The organism is Tropicimonas isoalkanivorans, from assembly GCF_900112335.1.
Classification (GTDB): domain Bacteria; phylum Pseudomonadota; class Alphaproteobacteria; order Rhodobacterales; family Rhodobacteraceae; genus Tropicimonas; species Tropicimonas isoalkanivorans.
On sequence record NZ_FOLG01000001.1, the window covers coordinates 413345 to 428709 of the forward strand.

The following is a 15365-nucleotide window of genomic DNA, read 5'->3' on the forward strand; positions in this document are numbered from 1 at the left end:
GCGGCCGGAGTCAGAAGAAGTCGATGGAGACCTGCAGCAAGCGCTCCACCTCCGGAACATCGTCGGCCATGGCGAAGATGAGCACGATGTCGCCTTCGAGGATGCGCGTCGCCCCGTTCGGCATCATGATCTCGTCCCCGCGCTTGATTGCGCCGAGCAGCGCCCCTTCGGGGAAGTCCACCTCCCGCAGGCGCCGGCCGGAGATCGGCGAGGTGGACAGCACCTGCGCCTCGATCACCTCCGCCTCCGCATCGCCGATGGAATAGACCCCGCGGACGCGCCCGTGGCGGATATGGCGCAGGATCGAGCTGACCGTGGTGGCGCGCGGGTTGACGTAGGCGTCGATTCCCAGCGGCTCCATCAGGTTCACAAGCGTCGGATCGTTGACCAGAGCGATGGACATCTTGCAGCCCGCCGATTTGGCGCGCACCGCCGCGAGAAGATTCACCTTGTCGTCGTCCGTCACGCAGACCACGGCATCGGCGCGGTCCACGCTGGCCTCCGACAGGACCTCGTTGTCCATGCCGTCGCCGTGCAGGACGATGGTGCGTTCCAGCGCGTCAGCGGCGCGCTCCGCTCGGGAGCGGTCCATTTCGATCACACGTGCCCGGATCCGCTGCTCCCCGGCCTCCAGCGCCCGGGCGACGGCAAGGCCGACGTTGCCCGCGCCGATGATCACAACCCGTTCCTGCCGGTGGACGGTCTTGCCGAAGATCTCCAGCGTCCGGTTCACGTCCAGCCGGTGAGTGGCGACATAGACCTGATCGTTGACGAAAAGCTGGTCTTCCGGCTCGGGCGAGAACAGCCGCCCCTCCCGCCGCACGCCCACCACCATGGCGCGCAAGGTCGAGAACAGGTCGGTGAGCTGGCGGAGCGGGGTGTGCAGGACGGGGCAGTCCGGGTCGAGCTGGATGCCCAGCAGTTGCACCTCGTCGTCGAGAAAGCTCTCGGTGTCGAAGGTGGCGGGCGCGGCGATCCGTTGCAGGGCCGCTTCGGCCACCTCGCGCTCGGGGCTGATCACCACGTCGATGGGCATGTGATCGCGCTTGTAGAGATCGCGATAGATCGCCTCCAGGTAGGACTGCGCACGCAGACGCGCGATCTTGCGAGTCACGCCAAAGATCGAGTGGGCCACCTGGCAAGTGACCATGTTGACCTCGTCCGAATGCGTCGCGGCGATGACCATGTCGGCATCGCGCGCCCCTGCCCGGTCGAGCACGTCGGGATAGCTGGCGAACCCGGCGATGCCGGCCACATCCAGTGTGTCGGTCGCCCGACGCACAAGCACCGGGTTGTTATCGACCACCGTTACGTCGTTCTTCTCGCTGGCAAGATGCCGGGCGATCTGCCAGCCGACCTGGCCCGCCCCGCAGATGATGACCTTCATCGCCCCGGCCTATGAAATCGCAGTTGGCACAGGGATGGCAGAGCGCGGGGCGGGCGTCAACGGGCGCACGGAGGATACTGTTTCCGCATTTGTTCCGCCGGGCGTGGTCGTCCGGCGGAACTCTGGACGTTGGGTGAGGCCGCGCGCCGCTGAGCCCCCTACTCCGCCGCCTGGGATGCCTCCTCGATATGGGCGACGCGGGTGCCGGCCTTGGAGGACGTCACGACGCCGAGGGACTTCAGCTTGCGGTGGAGCGCCGAGCGTTCCATGCCGACGAACGTGGCGGTGCGGCTGATGTTGCCGCCGAAGCGGTTGATCTGGGTGAGCAGGTACTCCCGTTCGAACAGCTCGCGCGCCTCTCGCAGGGGCAGTGTCGCCAAGGCGCCGGAGAGCACCACGCGCCCGTCGTCCCCGTCGCTGCGGTCGGCGCCCTCGAGTTCGCGCACACCGATCGGTGCGGAACCTTCGCCGAGGATCAATACGCGCTCGATCACGTTCTTCAGCTGCCGGACGTTGCCGGGCAGGTGCATGGTCTGCAGCAGCGCTTCCGCCTCCTCGCTCAGCGACCGGAGCGGCAGGCCCTGGGTCGAGTTGAGGTTGGAGATGAAGTGGTTCGCGAGCTCCGGAATGTCCTCCCGCCGTTCGTCGAGCCCGGGCACGCGGATCGGCACGACGTTCAGGCGATGGTACAGCTCCTGGCGGAAGTTGCCGGCGGCGATCTCGCTTTCAAGATCGCGGTTGGTGGAGGAGATCACGCGAATGTCCACGCGCACCTTGTCCGAGCCGCCGACGCGCTGAAACTGCTGGTCGACCAGCACGCGCAGGATCTTGGACTGGGTGCCGAGCGGCATGTCGGCCACTTCGTCGAAGTAGAGGACGCCGCCGTGCGCCTCCTCCAGCAGACCGGGCTCGACGCCGCGGTCCATACCCTCGCGGCCGAACAGGACTTCTTCCATGCGCTCGGGTTCGATGGAGGCCGAATTGACGGACACGAACGGCCCGTCCGCGCGGTTGGAGTTGGCGTGGATGAAGCGCGCGGCGACCTCCTTGCCGGCGCCGGCCGGGCCGGTCAGCATGACCCGGCCATTGGAGCGGGTCACCTTTTCAAGCTGCGCCTTCAAGGCCTTGAAGGCGGCACTTGAGCCGACCATCTCCGAGGTGGAGACGTCCTTGCGACGCAGTTCGGTGTTCTCCCGGCGCAGCCGCGAGGTTTCCATCGCGCGCCGGATCACCACCATGAGCTGGTCGATGTTGAACGGCTTCTCGATGAAGTCGTAGGCACCCTGCTTGATGGCCGCCACGGCGATCTCGATATTGCCGTGACCGGAAATGATGACCACCGGGATCTCCGGCCGGTCCCGCTTGACCGACTTGAGAATGTCGATGCCGTCCATCTTGCTGTCCTTCAGCCAGATGTCGAGGATCATCAGCGCCGGGGGCTCCTCGCTGATCGAATTCATGCATTCCTCGGAGTTCGCCGCCAGTCGGACGGTAAACCCTTCGTCGCGCAGAATATCTCCGATCAGTTCCCGGATGTCGCGCTCGTCGTCTGTGATAAGAATGTCGCCCATATACCTGATCTCCCTCAAGTTTTCTCACTCAGCCGCTTGGCCGAGCCGGGCTGCGCAAGGCAGCCGTATTTCCGCCATCGCGCCATGATGCGCGTTGCCTTCGAACGTCGGCGCGTCTTTCAGCTCGAGCGTGCCGCCGTGTTCCTCAATGATCTTCTTGACGATGGGCAGGCCGAGGCCGGTGCCCTTCGCGCGCGTCGTTACATAGGGCTCGAACAACCGTCCCCGGTCTTCCGGCAGGCCAATGCCGTTGTCGGCGATCCGGATGACGGCCTGCGTTCCGTCTTGCTGCAGGCTGACTCGGATCTCCGGAACGAAACCTTCCGGCACTCCACTTTCTTCCAGACTTTCAATGGCTTCACCGCCATTCTTTATTAAGTTCGTCAACGCCTGACCGATCATCGTCTCGTCCACGAGAACCGGCGTGGAATCCTCGGGCAGATCGCAGTGCAGCGCGTCGCCGAGTTGCTGGCGCTGAAGTGTGACCGCATCACGGACCAGCTTGGTCAGGTCGGTATCCTTGCGGTCGGGCTCCGGCATGCGGGCGAACTTGGAGAATTCGTCCACGATGCGGCGAAGGTCGTTGGTCTGGCGCACGATGACGTCGGTCATGGAAGCCAGGGTCTCGGCATCCTCGTCGTCGAGCTTGCGCGAGAACTTCCGCTTGAGCCGTTCGGCGGAAAGCTGAATGGGCGTGAGCGGGTTCTTGATCTCGTGCGCGATGCGCCGGGCCACGTCGCCCCAGGCCGCCGTCCGTTGGGCCGTCACAAGCTCGGTCACGTCGTCGAAGGCCACCACGTAGCCTTCCAACTCGCCGCCAACCGATCGCCGCTCGGCCAGCCGCACCAGCAGCGTCTCTTGCTTGCCGTCGCGGGTCAGCCGGATCTCTTCCTGGGTTTCGCTGCGGTCGTCGGCCCGGAGCCGCGCCAGCAGCCCGGCGAATTCGGGCACCGCCTTGGCTAGGGCGGCGTGCTTGTCGCCCGCGCTCTCCCCCATCCGGAGCAGGCGCATGGCGGCGGGGTTCATGAAGTCCACGCGGCCCTCGGGGTCGAGCCCGATGACCCCCGCGGTGATGGAGGTGAGGACCGTCTCGAACAGCCGCCGGCGCGCCTCGATCTGAGCGTTGTTTTCCAGAAGCGTCTGCCGCTGGGCGCTCAACTGGCGGGTCATCTGGTTGAAGACGCGGCCAAGGGTTGCGATCTCGTCGTCGCCTTGTTCCTCGCGGACCTGAACCGTGAGGTCGCCCTTGCCGACATCGGCGGCCGCGGCGGCGAGTTGGCCGATCGGCCGCGACAGCCGCTCCGCCAACCACAGGCCAAGCCAGATCGCGGCGAGGATCAGGATGAGGGCGAAGCCGATGTAGAGCAGCGAAAATTCGAACAGGATGCGACCGCGTTCGTTTTCGAGCTGGTTGTAGAGCCGGACGGACTCCTGCGTCTCGTCCAGCAGCGAGAGGATGTCTCCATCGACTTCCCGGCTGACGTAGAGGTAGCGGTCGGCGAAGGAGTCCAGCTTCACGAGGGCGCGGAACTCGTTGATGTCCCAATCCTCGATCATCACCGTTTCGCCGGCCTCGGCACGGGCGAATGTACCCGGGGCGGGCTGCTCGTAGTCGAAGAGGTAGGACCGCTCCCCACGCGAGCGGAGTTGGCCGGAGGAGTCGATCACATAGGCTTCGCGCAGGCCGCGCTGGATCTGGGCCTGGCCCTGGGTCAGGAGCTGGCGCACCTCGCCGTCGGAAAGGCCGAGCGACAGGCCGCTGGCCGCGTCGATATAGGCGGCGAGGCCTTGAGCGTCCTGCCGGAGGGCAAGCACTTCCTCCTGCTCATAGGCCTCGGCAGCGGAGAGCGAGGCGCCGACCACGTTGCGCACGCGGTCGGAGAACCACCCTTCGAGCCCGATGTTGATGGTAAGACCGGCGAAGATGGCGACGAGCACGGCGGGGGTCAGCGCGATCAGCGCGAAGACGCCGGTCAGGCGCAGGTGAAGCTTGGAGCCGGCTGAATCCCTGCGCCGGGCTGCGACCATGGCCATCACCCGGCGCAGCACCAACGTCGCCACGGCGAGGATGTAGACCAGGTCCGTCAGAAGGATCATGCGCAGCGTGGGAGAGGAGACCCCCTCGCCCAGCGGGCCGAGCATTACGAAGGTCAGGACCACCAGAACAGGACCGAGGACGACAAGCGTAAGCGCCGCTGTCGTCTGGACCCTGCGCCGGCGCCTGAGCCGGATCAGGTATTCCCAATTGAGCCGCCTGGTGCTGCCTGCCAAGCTTCGCCTCATGTGTTTGCGCCACGGAACCCCACGGGGTCCTGTGGCGCGACCGCCATATTCCGTGATCGTTGCGGGGGCGTGCCCCCGATGCCACGGCTCTGTTGCGGTTTTACATCAATTTGCGGCGGCGTGTCACGCGAATATCGAGGTCTGTAATCTTCTTGCGCAAAGTATTGCGATTGATCCCGAGCAGATCGGCGCATTTCGCCTGATTTCCGCCAGTTGCGTCGAGCGCGATCTCGATCAGCGGAATCTCCACTTCCCGCAAAATCCGCTGGTAGAGCCCCGGCGGCGGCAAAACACCGCCGTGCAGATCGAAGTACCGGCGGAGGTGCTTCGCGACGGAGGCGGAGAGCTTTTCGGTATCGCCACCGCCCACCAGCGGTTCGATTTCCGGCTGGTTGCCCAGCACCATCTCGACCTCCGCGCGGCCGATCTCCTCCTCGGACGAGGTGAAGACGAGCCTGCGGATGGTGTTCTCGAGTTGGCGCACATTACCGGGCCAAGAATAGGCGCGGATCAGTTCCATTGCCTGCGGCGAGAAGCGACGCGTGCCAGTGCCGTCCCGTTCGGCGCGGGCCAGGAAGTGCTCCGCCAGAAGCGGGATGTCGTCCACCCGCTCGCGCAGGGACGGCACGTTCAGCGTCACCCCGCTCAGGCGGTAGAACAGGTCCTGCCGGAAGGCGCCGGATTCCATTTTCTGCATCAGGTTGCCCTGACAGGTGGCCATCACGCGCGGCGCAGTGTCGGAGAGCGCGTCGAGCATGCGGACGATGCGGCCCTGCGTTTCCGGCTCCAGGTCCGCGACCTCGTCGAACAGGACCGAGCCGCCCCGCGCCTTGGCGAGTACGGTGGCCGGCCCGTCGATGGCGGCCATCTCCTCGGCCCCGGCCACCACGAAGGGCAGCGTGCGGCGGTCGGAGAAGTCGTGGATGGCGCGGGCGATGAGCGATTTGCCGGTTCCGGATTCGCCGGTGATGAGCACGGCGAGATCGGTGTTCATCACGCGCGCCACGAGGCGATAGAGCGCCTGCATGACCGGGGTGCGGCCGACCAGCGGCAGGTCGTCCGACTCGCCCGACGGCTCCCCGGAGGACGGCCGCGTCGCGGGTGCGCGCCGCTTGGTCTCGAGCGCCTTGGAGGCGCGCTTCATGAGGTCCGGCAGGTCGAACGGTTTCGGCAGGTAATCGTAGGCATCCGCCTCCGCTGCCTGGATCGCCGTCATGATCGTGTTCTGCGCGGAGATCACGATGACCGGCAGGCCGGGGCGTTCCTCCGCGATCTTGGGGAGCGTTTCCAGCCCGTTGCCGTCGGGCATGATGACGTCGGAAATGACGAGATCCCCCTTCCCTTCCTCGACCCACCGCATGAGCGTGACAAGCGAGGAGGTGGCGTGCACCTTGCACCCTGCGCGGGTCAGCGCCTGGGTGAGAACGGTGCGGATCGTGCGGTCGTCGTCGGCGACAAGAACGGTGCCATCCATCTATCAGGTCTCCTTGTCCATGTCCTGCTGCATATGTTTGGGGGCGACGGGGAGCGAGATGCGGAACACCGTGCGCCCCGGCACGGATTCCACTGATATCCAGCCCTTGTGTTCGGCGATGATCTTGCTGACGAGCGCCAGCCCCAGCCCGGTGCCGTTCTCGCGGCCCGAGACGAAGGGCTCGAACACCTCGTCGGAAATCTCGGGCGGCAGGCCGGGGCCGTTGTCGATGATCTCGACCTGGAGCGGAACGCGGAACGCCTGCTCACCCTTGCGGCGCACCCGCAGGCTCGCCTCGTAAAAGGTGCGGATCATGATCTCGCCGCCGTCCGACTCCGCGGCCTGGGCCGCGTTCTTCAAGAGGTTCTGGAACACCTGAAGGAGTTGGTCGCCATCGGCGAAGGCCGGCGGCAGGGAGGGGTCGTAATCCTCCCGCACGGTCATGTGTGCGGCGAACCCGATGCTGGCGGACTTGCGCGCGCGTTCGAGCACGTCGTGGATGTTCACCGGCTTGAGTTGCGGCGGCCGCAGGTTGCCGAACTGCTCCACCTGGTCCAGCAGCTTAACGATGCGGCGGCTTTCGGCGACGATCAGGTCGGTCAGTTCAAGGTCTTCTTTCGACAGGTTCATCGACAGGAGCTGCGCCGCACCGGTGATGCCCGCCAGCGGGTTCTTGATCTCGTGCGCCAGCATCTCGGCCATGCCGATGGCCGATTTCGCCGCCTTGTCGGCGTTGATGGATCGGCCCAGGCGACCGGCGATCTCCCGCGGGGAGACAAGGAAGAGCACCCTGTCGGTGTCGTGACTCATGGGGGCGATCTGCAGGTTGCATTCGACCGGGGCGCGCTCGCCCGTGCCAACGTCCACGTCATTGACGAAGATCGGGGAGCGGTTGCGGCGCACCCGTGCCAGCGCTTCCTCGATGGCGACGTCGATCACCAGCTTGTCGTAGACCAGTTCCCCCTCCAGGCCCCGGATCGTCGTGTTCAGGAACAGCTCCGCCGCCGGGTTGATGGCCGTGATCCTGTCTTCGGGGTCGAGCACAAGCGCCGGAATCGGCAGCGAAGACCAAATGCGTCCCGATCCGGGCATCACGCGGCCTCCCGGGCGGTGGACGGAGCGTCCACGTCGAAGGCGCGGGCGATGAGGCGCTGTACTTCGGCATTGTCGGCTTCGGTCTGCAACCGGCGGCGCAGGCCGGCAGGGTCGCCCGCGTGATCGAGGTACCAGCCGAGGTGCTTGCGAGCCATGCGGTTGCCGAGCGTGGGGCCGTAGAAGGAGAGCATCGCCTCCACGTGACCGGCGACCGTCTCTGCCAGCGCGGCACCGCGTGGGACGGCCGGAGCCGGCGCGCCGAAGAGGTCCGCCGCGATCTCGGCCAGCCGCCACGGCCGGCCCTGCGCGGCGCGGCCGACCATGACGCCGTCGGCGCCGGACTGAGCCAGCGCCCTGCGTGCGGTGGCGCTGTCCACGATGTCGCCATTGGCGATGACGGGGATGGAGACGGCGCGCTTGATCTCGGCGATCGCGGCCCAGTCCGCCTGGCCCTTGTAGAATTGCTGCCGCGTGCGGCCGTGGATCGTCACCATCTGCACGCCAGCCGATTCGGCCCGACGGGCGAGATCGGCCGCGTTGCGGGTGCTGTCATCCCACCCGAGCCGGGTCTTCAGGGTGACGGGCACGGAGACCGCTCCCACGACGGCCTCGATCAGGCTGAGCGCGTGGTCGAGATCGCGCAGGAGCGCGGAGCCGCTCGCCCCTGCCCCGCTGGCGCTCGTGACCCGTTTCGCCGGGCAGCCCATGTTGATGTCGATGATCCGGGCCCCGTTCGCCTCGGCCATTCGGGCGGCCTCGGCCATCCAATAGGCCTCGCGACCAGCCAGCTGGACAGCGGTCTTCGCCTCGCCGAATCCCAGTTCGGCCTTTTCTCTCACGCCCGGCTTTGCCTGAACCATCTCCTGGCTCGCGACCATCTCCGACACGACCAGCCCCGCGCCGAAACGGGACACGAGCTGCCGGAACGGCAGATCGGTGATCCCGGCGAGGGGGGCCAGCAGTACGGGCGGTGTCAAGGCAAAGTTTGCAAAGCAAACCGTCAATTGCTCAATCCTTGTGCAGTCAAGTCGTCGTACAGCGAAGGCTACATGAGTTGGAAGGTGCAAACCGACGTGACCCGCCCGCAAAGCACCAAACGCACAAAAATTGGGCGAACTGCCCCCCTCCCGGCTTGCCCGTTGCCCTCCCATCGGTCACGCACTAGACGAATGAGCATGAGCCTGGACCGATTTACCGCGCCCTCGGGGCAAAAGCCGGCCCGTGTTGCGGCGCTGATCGTCGCGGCCGGTCGTGGCCTGCGCGCGGGTGGCGAGATCCCGAAGCAATATCAGAGCATTGCCGGGCGTCCGGCACTGGCGCGGACGGTTGAACGATTCCTTTCCCATCCCGGTGTGGATGACGTGGTCGTGGTGATCGCCGCGGCGGATGCCGCGCTGGCGGCGGACGTACTGCCCGAAGATGTGGCACGCGTGCCCGGTGGGGACACCCGGGATGCCTCGGTTCGGGCAGGTCTGGCGGCGCTTCCGGAGGGGGTGCGCCACGTTCTGATCCACGATGGCGCCCGCCCGCTGGTCGCGGCGGAGGTCATCGACCGCGTTTTGGCGGCACTCGAGTCGTCGCCCGGCGCGGCGCCGGCGGTGAGCGTCACAGACGCGCTCTGGCGCGGTGCAGAGGGGCGCGTGCTGGCGCCCACCCCCCGCGAGGGCCTGTTCCGCGCGCAGACGCCGCAGGGATTCGATCTGGCCGCGATCCGGGCGGCCCATGCCGCGCACCCCGGCGGAGCGGCCGATGATGTGGAGGTAGCGCTGGCCGCAGGGCTGGAAGTCGCTATCGTTGAGGGTCACGAAGACAACATCAAGGTGACGCTGCCGGGCTGTTTCGCCCGGGCCGAGAAGATCCTGTCGAGAGGAACGCAAATGGATGTGAGGCTGGGCAACGGATACGACGTGCACCGGTTCGGGCCGGGGGACCACGTCGTGCTGTGCGGCGTCGACGTCCCCCATTCGCGGGGGCTTCAGGGGCACTCGGATGCCGACGTGGGGATGCATGCCGTCACCGACGCGCTCTATGGCGCGCTCGCGGAGGGGGACATCGGCCGGCACTTCCCGCCCAGCGACCCACAGTGGAAGGGTGCGGCGAGCGAGATCTTCCTGCGCCACGCAGTGGAGCGCGTCGCGTCCCGCGGTTTTCGGATCGCCAACGTCGATTGCACTCTGGTCTGCGAGCAGCCCAAGATCGGCCCCCACGCCGAGGCGATGACGCAGGCGATGGCGGCAATTCTGGGTGTGGAGACCGGACGGGTGAGCGTCAAGGCGACGACATCGGAGCGCCTGGGCTTTACCGGACGGGAAGAAGGGATCGCGGCGCTGGCCACCGCGACGCTGGTGACGGCATGACCGCGACGCGTTTCCTCGCCACGTTCTTCTGCGTCGGGCTGCTGCGCCCGGCTCCGGGCACCTGGGGCTCGATGGCCGCCATTCCCGTCGCCTACCTGCTACATTGGCTGGGCGGCTTCCCGCTCCTGCTGATCGCAACCGCCGCGACCGCTGCCATCGGCTGGTGGACGATCCGAACGGAGTTGTTGAGAGGCACGGACCCGGACCCGTCCGAGATCGTCATCGACGAGGCGGTGGGGATGTGGATCGCCCTGCTGCCGCTCTCCGCGGGGCTGTGGTTCTCCGGCGTTCCCTCCTACGTCTTCCCCTACCCCGGCTGGCTCGGCGCGTTCTTCCTGTTCCGGCTGTTCGACATCTGGAAACCCGGCCCCGTCGGTTGGGCGGAGCGGCTTCACGGCGAGTGGGGGGTCATGCTCGACGACATGATCGCCGGTGTGCTGGCGGCAGTGGCGGTCTCCGTCGCCGCGTTCGTCTCCCACACCTGGTTCATGGGATGAAAGGTGGTCCGTCGCGCCCTGCACTGCGCGGGACATTGCCGGACCGGACAGCGATTCTTGCCGCAGGGCGACGGACGGGCATGATACTGGCCGCACGCCTCACATGCCGATTCGCCAGATGAGCCAGATTGCCAAGATCGTCGATATCACGACCCTGAGTGCGGAGACGCTGCTCGACCGTGCTCGCGCACGGGGCCTGAAAGTCGCAACGGCCGAAAGCTGCACCGGCGGCATGATTGCGGGGGCGATCACGGATGTTGCCGGCTCGTCCGACGTCTTCGACCGCGGCTTCGTGACCTACTCCAACGCGGCCAAGCAGGAGATGTTGGGCGTGCGGTCCGACAGTCTGGAGCGGTTCGGCGCAGTCTCCGAGCAGGTCGCGCGGGAGATGGCCGACGGCGCGCTTGCACGTTCGCACGCCGATCTGGTGGTCTCCGTCACGGGCATTGCAGGCCCGGGCGGCTCCGAGCACAAGCCGGAGGCCCGGGTGTGCTTCGGCCTTGCCCGGCGCGGGCACATCACCGTCAGCAAGACGGTCGACTTCGGCGCCCTTGGACGCGCGGCGGTTCGGCAGTCCACGGTCAACCACGCGCTGAAGCTGCTCATCGGCGGGCTGGAAGACGCACCGCCCCCGAAAGACCGCCCCCTGCTGGACGACGGCGGCTGACACGGCCGCCCTCCGCCTCGCTCCAGATATCCGGCCACGGTCGGAACCGAAGGGCGGACCAAGTGTCTCAGTTTATTGACAAGCACATGACACCCGTGTGACGTTCGCCTCCCCGGCGCGGCACAGGACTTACGATGTTTACTAGAGACTCCGAGATCCAAGGTGGAGCCGATGTTAAAAGGCAGGGTGGCCGCTGGCGCACGCCCGCGGTGGCCGCTCTCGCCGTGCTCATCGCCACGGCAGCCATCGTCGGTCTGGCCGACCGGGCGGGGTACGACGTTTCGGCGCTGATCCGGGACGCCGCCGCCGAGTTCGACGTGCCGATCTCAGCGGGCAGCGTGTCGTTCATCGGTGTCGTGATGCTTCTGCTGACGAGCGGAGCGGCGGCAGTGACCGCCATGGCAACGCGGACGAACAGAGCCGTGCTGGCCGCGGTTGGTCTGCTGAGTCTGATGCTGGCCCTCGACGATCAGTTCATGCTGCATGAGCGCATCATCAAGCGCTATTTCGGCATCGAGGAGGAGGTCGTGATGGCGGTCTACGCGCTATGGGCGACGGGCCTGCTGATCGCCGTCTGGCGCGGTCGCCTGAAGCCATGGGTCTCCGGCCTGTTGGTTCCGGCCGGGGTGATGGCGCTTTCCGTCACGGCCGATCAGGTCGGCACCTCTTATGTCATCGAGGATCTGCTGAAGGTGACGGGTTTCGGAGCCTGGGCGGCGTTCTGGGTCAGTGTTTCGCGCGCGACGTTGCAGGGCCACGCTTAGCCGTAGAGCTCCCGAGCGCGCTTCTCGAACGCGCCCATCACGTGCCTGTGCGCTTCCTGAAAGAACGCGCCGGCTGCTTTTTGCAGGAGCCGGTTCCGGAATTCGAACTCGACGTGGTAATCGACGGCGCATCCGGCGTCGACATCCTCGAAGCGCCACTTGGACACCAGGAACTTGAACGGGCCTTCCAGGAAATCGCTGACGATCGTGCCTGCGTCTTCGTCCATCGTGACCTTCGTGGCGAATTTCTCCCGGAATACCTTGAAGGAGATGACCATGTCGGCAATCGCCACGATCACGCCCCCCTCCGGATGCTGACCACGTACGCGGGCGGCGGCCGTCCAGGGCAGGAATTTTGGATAAGACTCGATGTCCGCCACCAAATCGTACATCTGTTTGGCGGAATACGGCATCACGCGGCTGTCGGTATGGGTGAGCATCGTGCGGCGATTGGCCCCTGTCGCTTCGGTTCACGTCTTGAGCGGAACATGTCGTAGACTCTGCGAGCAATATCAAGGGAAGCCAATGACCTCGCGACCATACGTCATCGACCAAATGATCTCCGCCAAGTCGATTGCCGCCCGAATCGAGGCACTGGCGCGCGAAATCGAGGCGGAATTTTCGGACACCGACAAGTTGGTCGTCGTGGGACTGCTGCGCGGCTCGTTCATCTTCATCGCCGATCTCGTGCGGGAGCTGGACCTGCCGGTGGAGGTGGATTTCCTCGAAGCCTCCTCCTACGGCAATTCCATGACCTCCAGCCGAGAGGTGCGCATCCTGAAGGACCTGCGCGGCGAGATCGGCGGCCGCGACGTGCTGGTGGTGGAGGATATCATCGACACCGGCCACACGATGAAACGGGTCGTCGCCTTTCTGTCGGCGCGGGAGCCGGGGCGGCTCCGCACGATCTGCCTGCTCGACAAGCCGGCACGGCGGGAGGTGGACTATACCGCCGACTGGACCGGGTTCGAAATCCCGGACCGGTTCGTGGTCGGCTACGGAATCGACTACGCGCAGCGCAACCGCAACCTCCCCTTCATCGGCTCGGTGAGGTTCACCGGCGAGGCGGACGACACCGGGCAGCCTTGACCCTGGCGGACGCTCAGCCGGCCAGACCCCTTTTGACACCGTCCCCCACGTCGTTGCGCCACGCGCTGATCTGGCAGTCGACCTGCGCCTGCCTTTCGCCATCCCCTTAGCGCGTCGCGACGCGCCTTTGGTTGGCGTGCGCACCGCGCCGTCCCACTGCCCCGCGCGGCAGGCACAAAGGACTCTCAAGATCCGAAAATTTTCGACCGAATGGGGCTTGCGGTGAGCCACCCGTCCAAGTATCAACCGCTCCGCTGCTGGGGTGTAGCCAAGTGGTAAGGCAGCGGTTTTTGGTACCGTGTACCGTAGGTTCGAATCCTACCACCCCAGCCAGTAGTTCCCTGACTGAAGACGATGCGAAGCGTGTCGCGAATTGCGCCTGCAAGTCAGAGACTTCCGAGACTTGTTCGCTTGCTGAGAGAGCATGCCGGTCGCTGCAATGAGCGTAATGCCGCGAAGGTCTGCGCGGGCCGCTTTCGTCATACGAGGTTGCGAGTTGGGAGATCATAGTGTCTCCATAACCTGGCGGTGTTTGGTCCTGTCCCCGCGACACCCGCCTGGAGTGACTGCTGGAGACGGTTCCAGCGATCCGGAAGGATGATCGCCGGAGATATCCCCTCGTAGGTCTTTTGCCGATGCCGGATACGCCCGGCAGCGCGCGAACCGTCCCGAGCCCGTCATCGAGGTCGAAGAGGGGTCGGATCGTCTGCGCTCGGGACTCTTTAATCTTTGTCGGTTCGTCGAGCCGACTTCGCTGACCGACCTCGCCGGCGGTCGTGCAACCTTACTCGACCGCTCCGTGTGACTAGCCGCTGTTCGAGTGATTTCAGGCAGAGCCTGCCGTGCGGTCGATCCGGTCGGTGCCGGTTGGATTTGGATCCGCCCGTCGATGCGCACTCAGACTATTCAACCTGATGTCAGTTCTTTTACGAAAACGGGCGGCCCGTGGGGCCGCCCTTCGGCACAGGAAGGAAGGGGTGAGCTTAGCCCGGGGTATACTATACCAGATGGGTGACGTGTAGGCGCGTTCCTGCGTCTCCGTTGGCGCCTCCTCGGGCAGCGACGCGCCCATTCGGAAAGCATCGTAGACGGTCCACCGCGGGGTCGGGATTTCGATGACCCGAGCGTAGTAGAACGCCGACTGGGATGGATCGAAGTCGGGATCGCTCCAGACCGTGCCCATCTCTGCCTGACCGATCGAATTGGTCCAGGTGGCGCGCTCGACGTCCACGGTCGACCCGATGGCAGGAAGCTTGCCATCTGCGTCGGGTTGCCTGTCGCCGGCCCAGACAACGTCGTAGACCTGTTCTTGGGTCTCCCCCTCGGCGTCAATCCAACCCTTAACGATCTGGATCCGGTCAAGGTTACCTCCGAGCGGGTCCTTGAGGGCATAGACCATGAAGCTGGGCGCCTCGGCTCCCTCCGGCGCCGCAGCCAGATCGCCCCCCATGGGCGTACCTTTCCCATAGCCGGCAACAGCCGGGGTCCGGGAGGTCAGGTCGTCCATCGTGTAATCCCAGCCGCCGAAGAAACGAACGCCCATGCGCGACCCCGTCGTCGCGTAGACCTCCTTTCGCTCCATCGCGTCGAAAATCGCCTCGCGAGTGTTCTCTGCCGCCCAAACCGCCGCGAGGCCAGAGGCGACCATTTCCCAGCCTAAGACCTTTACGTCGCCGAATTGGCCGACGATATGCTCCGGTCGCTGCGGGTTTGGCTCGGCGCCGGAATGCTTGCCGAAGAAGTTGTCCTCCTGCGCCGTGGCGAGCGATGTGTGGCTGTCGGTCGAGCCGACCATGCCGAACTTGTAAGGGTTGGTGCCGAGAGACGTTTCCAGCATCAGCCCGGTTTTCAACGCCTCGCGCGCATATTCACCGGCCAACATGTCGTCGGTCTTGAGCTCGGACAAGTTCAGGTTGCCCTTGTCCCAGGTTTCGTAGTCAGCGAACTCGTCGTTTGGGCTGAGGAAGGGGTGTGTCTCGCCATCGCCCTTGATCTGCGTGACCTCGTAGACAGGCTCCCAGAGGGCACGTGTTTCCGCGTACTCGGCGTCCAGTTCCCGGCCATCGAACTGCGCGGTTTCGGGAAACATGATGCCATTGGACAGGTTGCCGTTGTGAGCGATCGCAAGCACGTCGCCGCGCGTGACCTCCTCGTAATTTGCCATCCATTTCCACAGGTCGC

13 protein-coding genes and 1 tRNA gene are annotated in these 15365 nt (G+C 65.8%); 6 read left to right on the top strand and 8 right to left on the bottom strand.

Features of this window, described 5'->3' with window-relative positions:
* Positions 1-10: 10 nt before the first annotated feature.
* The 6 genes from trkA to dusB form a co-directional block, all read right to left on the bottom strand.
* Positions 11-1387 carry a Trk system potassium transporter TrkA gene (gene trkA / locus BM075_RS01935; RefSeq protein ID WP_093358917.1) on the bottom strand — a complete coding sequence of 459 codons (1377 nt, stop codon included), beginning with the start codon at positions 1385-1387 and terminating at the stop codon, positions 11-13.
* 158 nt (positions 1388-1545) lie between these two features.
* The gene (gene ntrX / locus BM075_RS01940; RefSeq protein ID WP_093358919.1) at positions 1546-2958 is read right to left on the bottom strand and encodes a nitrogen assimilation response regulator NtrX; all 1413 of its coding nucleotides are present in this window, start codon (positions 2956-2958) and stop codon (positions 1546-1548) included.
* A gap of 24 nt (positions 2959-2982) precedes the next feature.
* On the bottom strand, positions 2983-5241 hold the full coding sequence (locus BM075_RS01945) for a sensor histidine kinase NtrY-like (RefSeq protein ID WP_093358921.1): 2259 nt from the start codon (positions 5239-5241) through the stop codon (positions 2983-2985).
* A gap of 100 nt (positions 5242-5341) precedes the next feature.
* A complete protein-coding gene (locus BM075_RS01950) occupies positions 5342-6715 on the bottom strand; it encodes a response regulator (protein ID WP_093358924.1) in 1374 nt (457 codons plus the stop codon).
* A 3-nt stretch (positions 6716-6718) separates the two neighbouring features.
* Positions 6719-7807: a two-component system sensor histidine kinase NtrB gene (locus BM075_RS01955; protein WP_093358926.1), complete on the bottom strand. Its 1089-nt coding sequence runs from the start codon at positions 7805-7807 to the stop codon at positions 6719-6721.
* Positions 7807-8814, bottom strand: a complete 1008-nt coding sequence (gene dusB / locus BM075_RS01960; RefSeq protein ID WP_425445182.1) for a tRNA dihydrouridine synthase DusB — start codon at positions 8812-8814, stop codon at positions 7807-7809. Before dusB ends, BM075_RS01955 begins: the two co-directional genes overlap by 1 nt.
* 171 nt (positions 8815-8985) lie before the next feature.
* Here dusB and BM075_RS01965 point away from each other — a divergent pair, with 171 nt between their 5' ends.
* From BM075_RS01965 to BM075_RS01980, 4 genes are all read left to right on the top strand, one after another.
* Positions 8986-10167, top strand: coding sequence for a bifunctional 2-C-methyl-D-erythritol 4-phosphate cytidylyltransferase/2-C-methyl-D-erythritol 2,4-cyclodiphosphate synthase (locus tag BM075_RS01965; RefSeq protein WP_093358931.1), 1182 nt, complete (start codon positions 8986-8988; stop codon positions 10165-10167).
* The gene (locus BM075_RS01970) at positions 10164-10664 is read left to right on the top strand and encodes a phosphatidylglycerophosphatase A family protein (protein ID WP_093358933.1); all 501 of its coding nucleotides are present in this window, start codon (positions 10164-10166) and stop codon (positions 10662-10664) included. The genes BM075_RS01965 and BM075_RS01970 overlap by 4 nt, the downstream gene beginning before the upstream one ends.
* 154 nt (positions 10665-10818) lie before the next feature.
* Positions 10819-11331: a CinA family protein gene (locus tag BM075_RS01975; protein ID WP_177208239.1), complete on the top strand. Its 513-nt coding sequence runs from the start codon at positions 10819-10821 to the stop codon at positions 11329-11331.
* A gap of 134 nt (positions 11332-11465) precedes the next feature.
* Positions 11466-12095: a hypothetical protein gene (locus tag BM075_RS01980; protein WP_143089800.1), complete on the top strand. Its 630-nt coding sequence runs from the start codon at positions 11466-11468 to the stop codon at positions 12093-12095.
* Here BM075_RS01980 and BM075_RS01985 read toward each other — a convergent pair.
* Positions 12092-12535 (bottom strand): type II toxin-antitoxin system RatA family toxin, encoded by a 444-nt coding sequence (locus tag BM075_RS01985; RefSeq protein WP_093358937.1) that lies wholly within the window; start codon positions 12533-12535, stop codon positions 12092-12094. The genes BM075_RS01980 and BM075_RS01985 overlap by 4 nt on opposite strands.
* A gap of 85 nt (positions 12536-12620) precedes the next feature.
* On the opposite strand from BM075_RS01985, the gene hpt reads away from it, so the two are divergent.
* Complete coding sequence (hpt, locus tag BM075_RS01990) at positions 12621-13184, top strand: hypoxanthine phosphoribosyltransferase (RefSeq protein WP_093358939.1); 564 nt, start codon at positions 12621-12623, stop codon at positions 13182-13184.
* A 258-nt stretch (positions 13185-13442) separates the two neighbouring features.
* Positions 13443-13517 (top strand) — tRNA-Gln (locus BM075_RS01995).
* A 493-nt stretch (positions 13518-14010) separates the two neighbouring features.
* Here BM075_RS01995 and BM075_RS24715 read toward each other — a convergent pair.
* On the bottom strand, positions 14011-15348 hold the full coding sequence (locus tag BM075_RS24715; protein WP_245758712.1) for a DUF3604 domain-containing protein: 1338 nt from the start codon (positions 15346-15348) through the stop codon (positions 14011-14013).
* Between the last annotated feature and the right edge of the window lie 17 nt (positions 15349-15365).

Bases quoted from the DNA above. Each gene is read 5' to 3' on its own strand.
- trkA (WP_093358917.1), bottom strand. From the start codon at position 1,387: ATGAAGGTCATCATCTGCGGGGCGGGCCAGGTCGGCTGGCAGATCGCC.
- ntrX (WP_093358919.1), bottom strand. From the start codon at position 2,958: ATGGGCGACATTCTTATCACAGACGACGAGCGCGACATCCGGGAACTG.
- BM075_RS01945 (WP_093358921.1), bottom strand. From the start codon at position 5,241: ATGAGGCGAAGCTTGGCAGGCAGCACCAGGCGGCTCAATTGGGAATAC.
- BM075_RS01950 (WP_093358924.1), bottom strand. From the start codon at position 6,715: ATGGATGGCACCGTTCTTGTCGCCGACGACGACCGCACGATCCGCACC.
- BM075_RS01955 (WP_093358926.1), bottom strand. From the start codon at position 7,807: ATGCCCGGATCGGGACGCATTTGGTCTTCGCTGCCGATTCCGGCGCTT.
- BM075_RS01965 (WP_093358931.1), top strand. From the start codon at position 8,986: ATGAGCCTGGACCGATTTACCGCGCCCTCGGGGCAAAAGCCGGCCCGT.
- BM075_RS01970 (WP_093358933.1), top strand. From the start codon at position 10,164: ATGACCGCGACGCGTTTCCTCGCCACGTTCTTCTGCGTCGGGCTGCTG.
- BM075_RS01980 (WP_143089800.1), top strand. From the start codon at position 11,466: ATGTTTACTAGAGACTCCGAGATCCAAGGTGGAGCCGATGTTAAAAGG.
- BM075_RS01985 (WP_093358937.1), bottom strand. From the start codon at position 12,535: ATGCTCACCCATACCGACAGCCGCGTGATGCCGTATTCCGCCAAACAG.
- hpt (WP_093358939.1), top strand. From the start codon at position 12,621: ATGACCTCGCGACCATACGTCATCGACCAAATGATCTCCGCCAAGTCG.
- BM075_RS24715 (WP_245758712.1), bottom strand. From the start codon at position 15,348: ATGGCAAATTACGAGGAGGTCACGCGCGGCGACGTGCTTGCGATCGCT.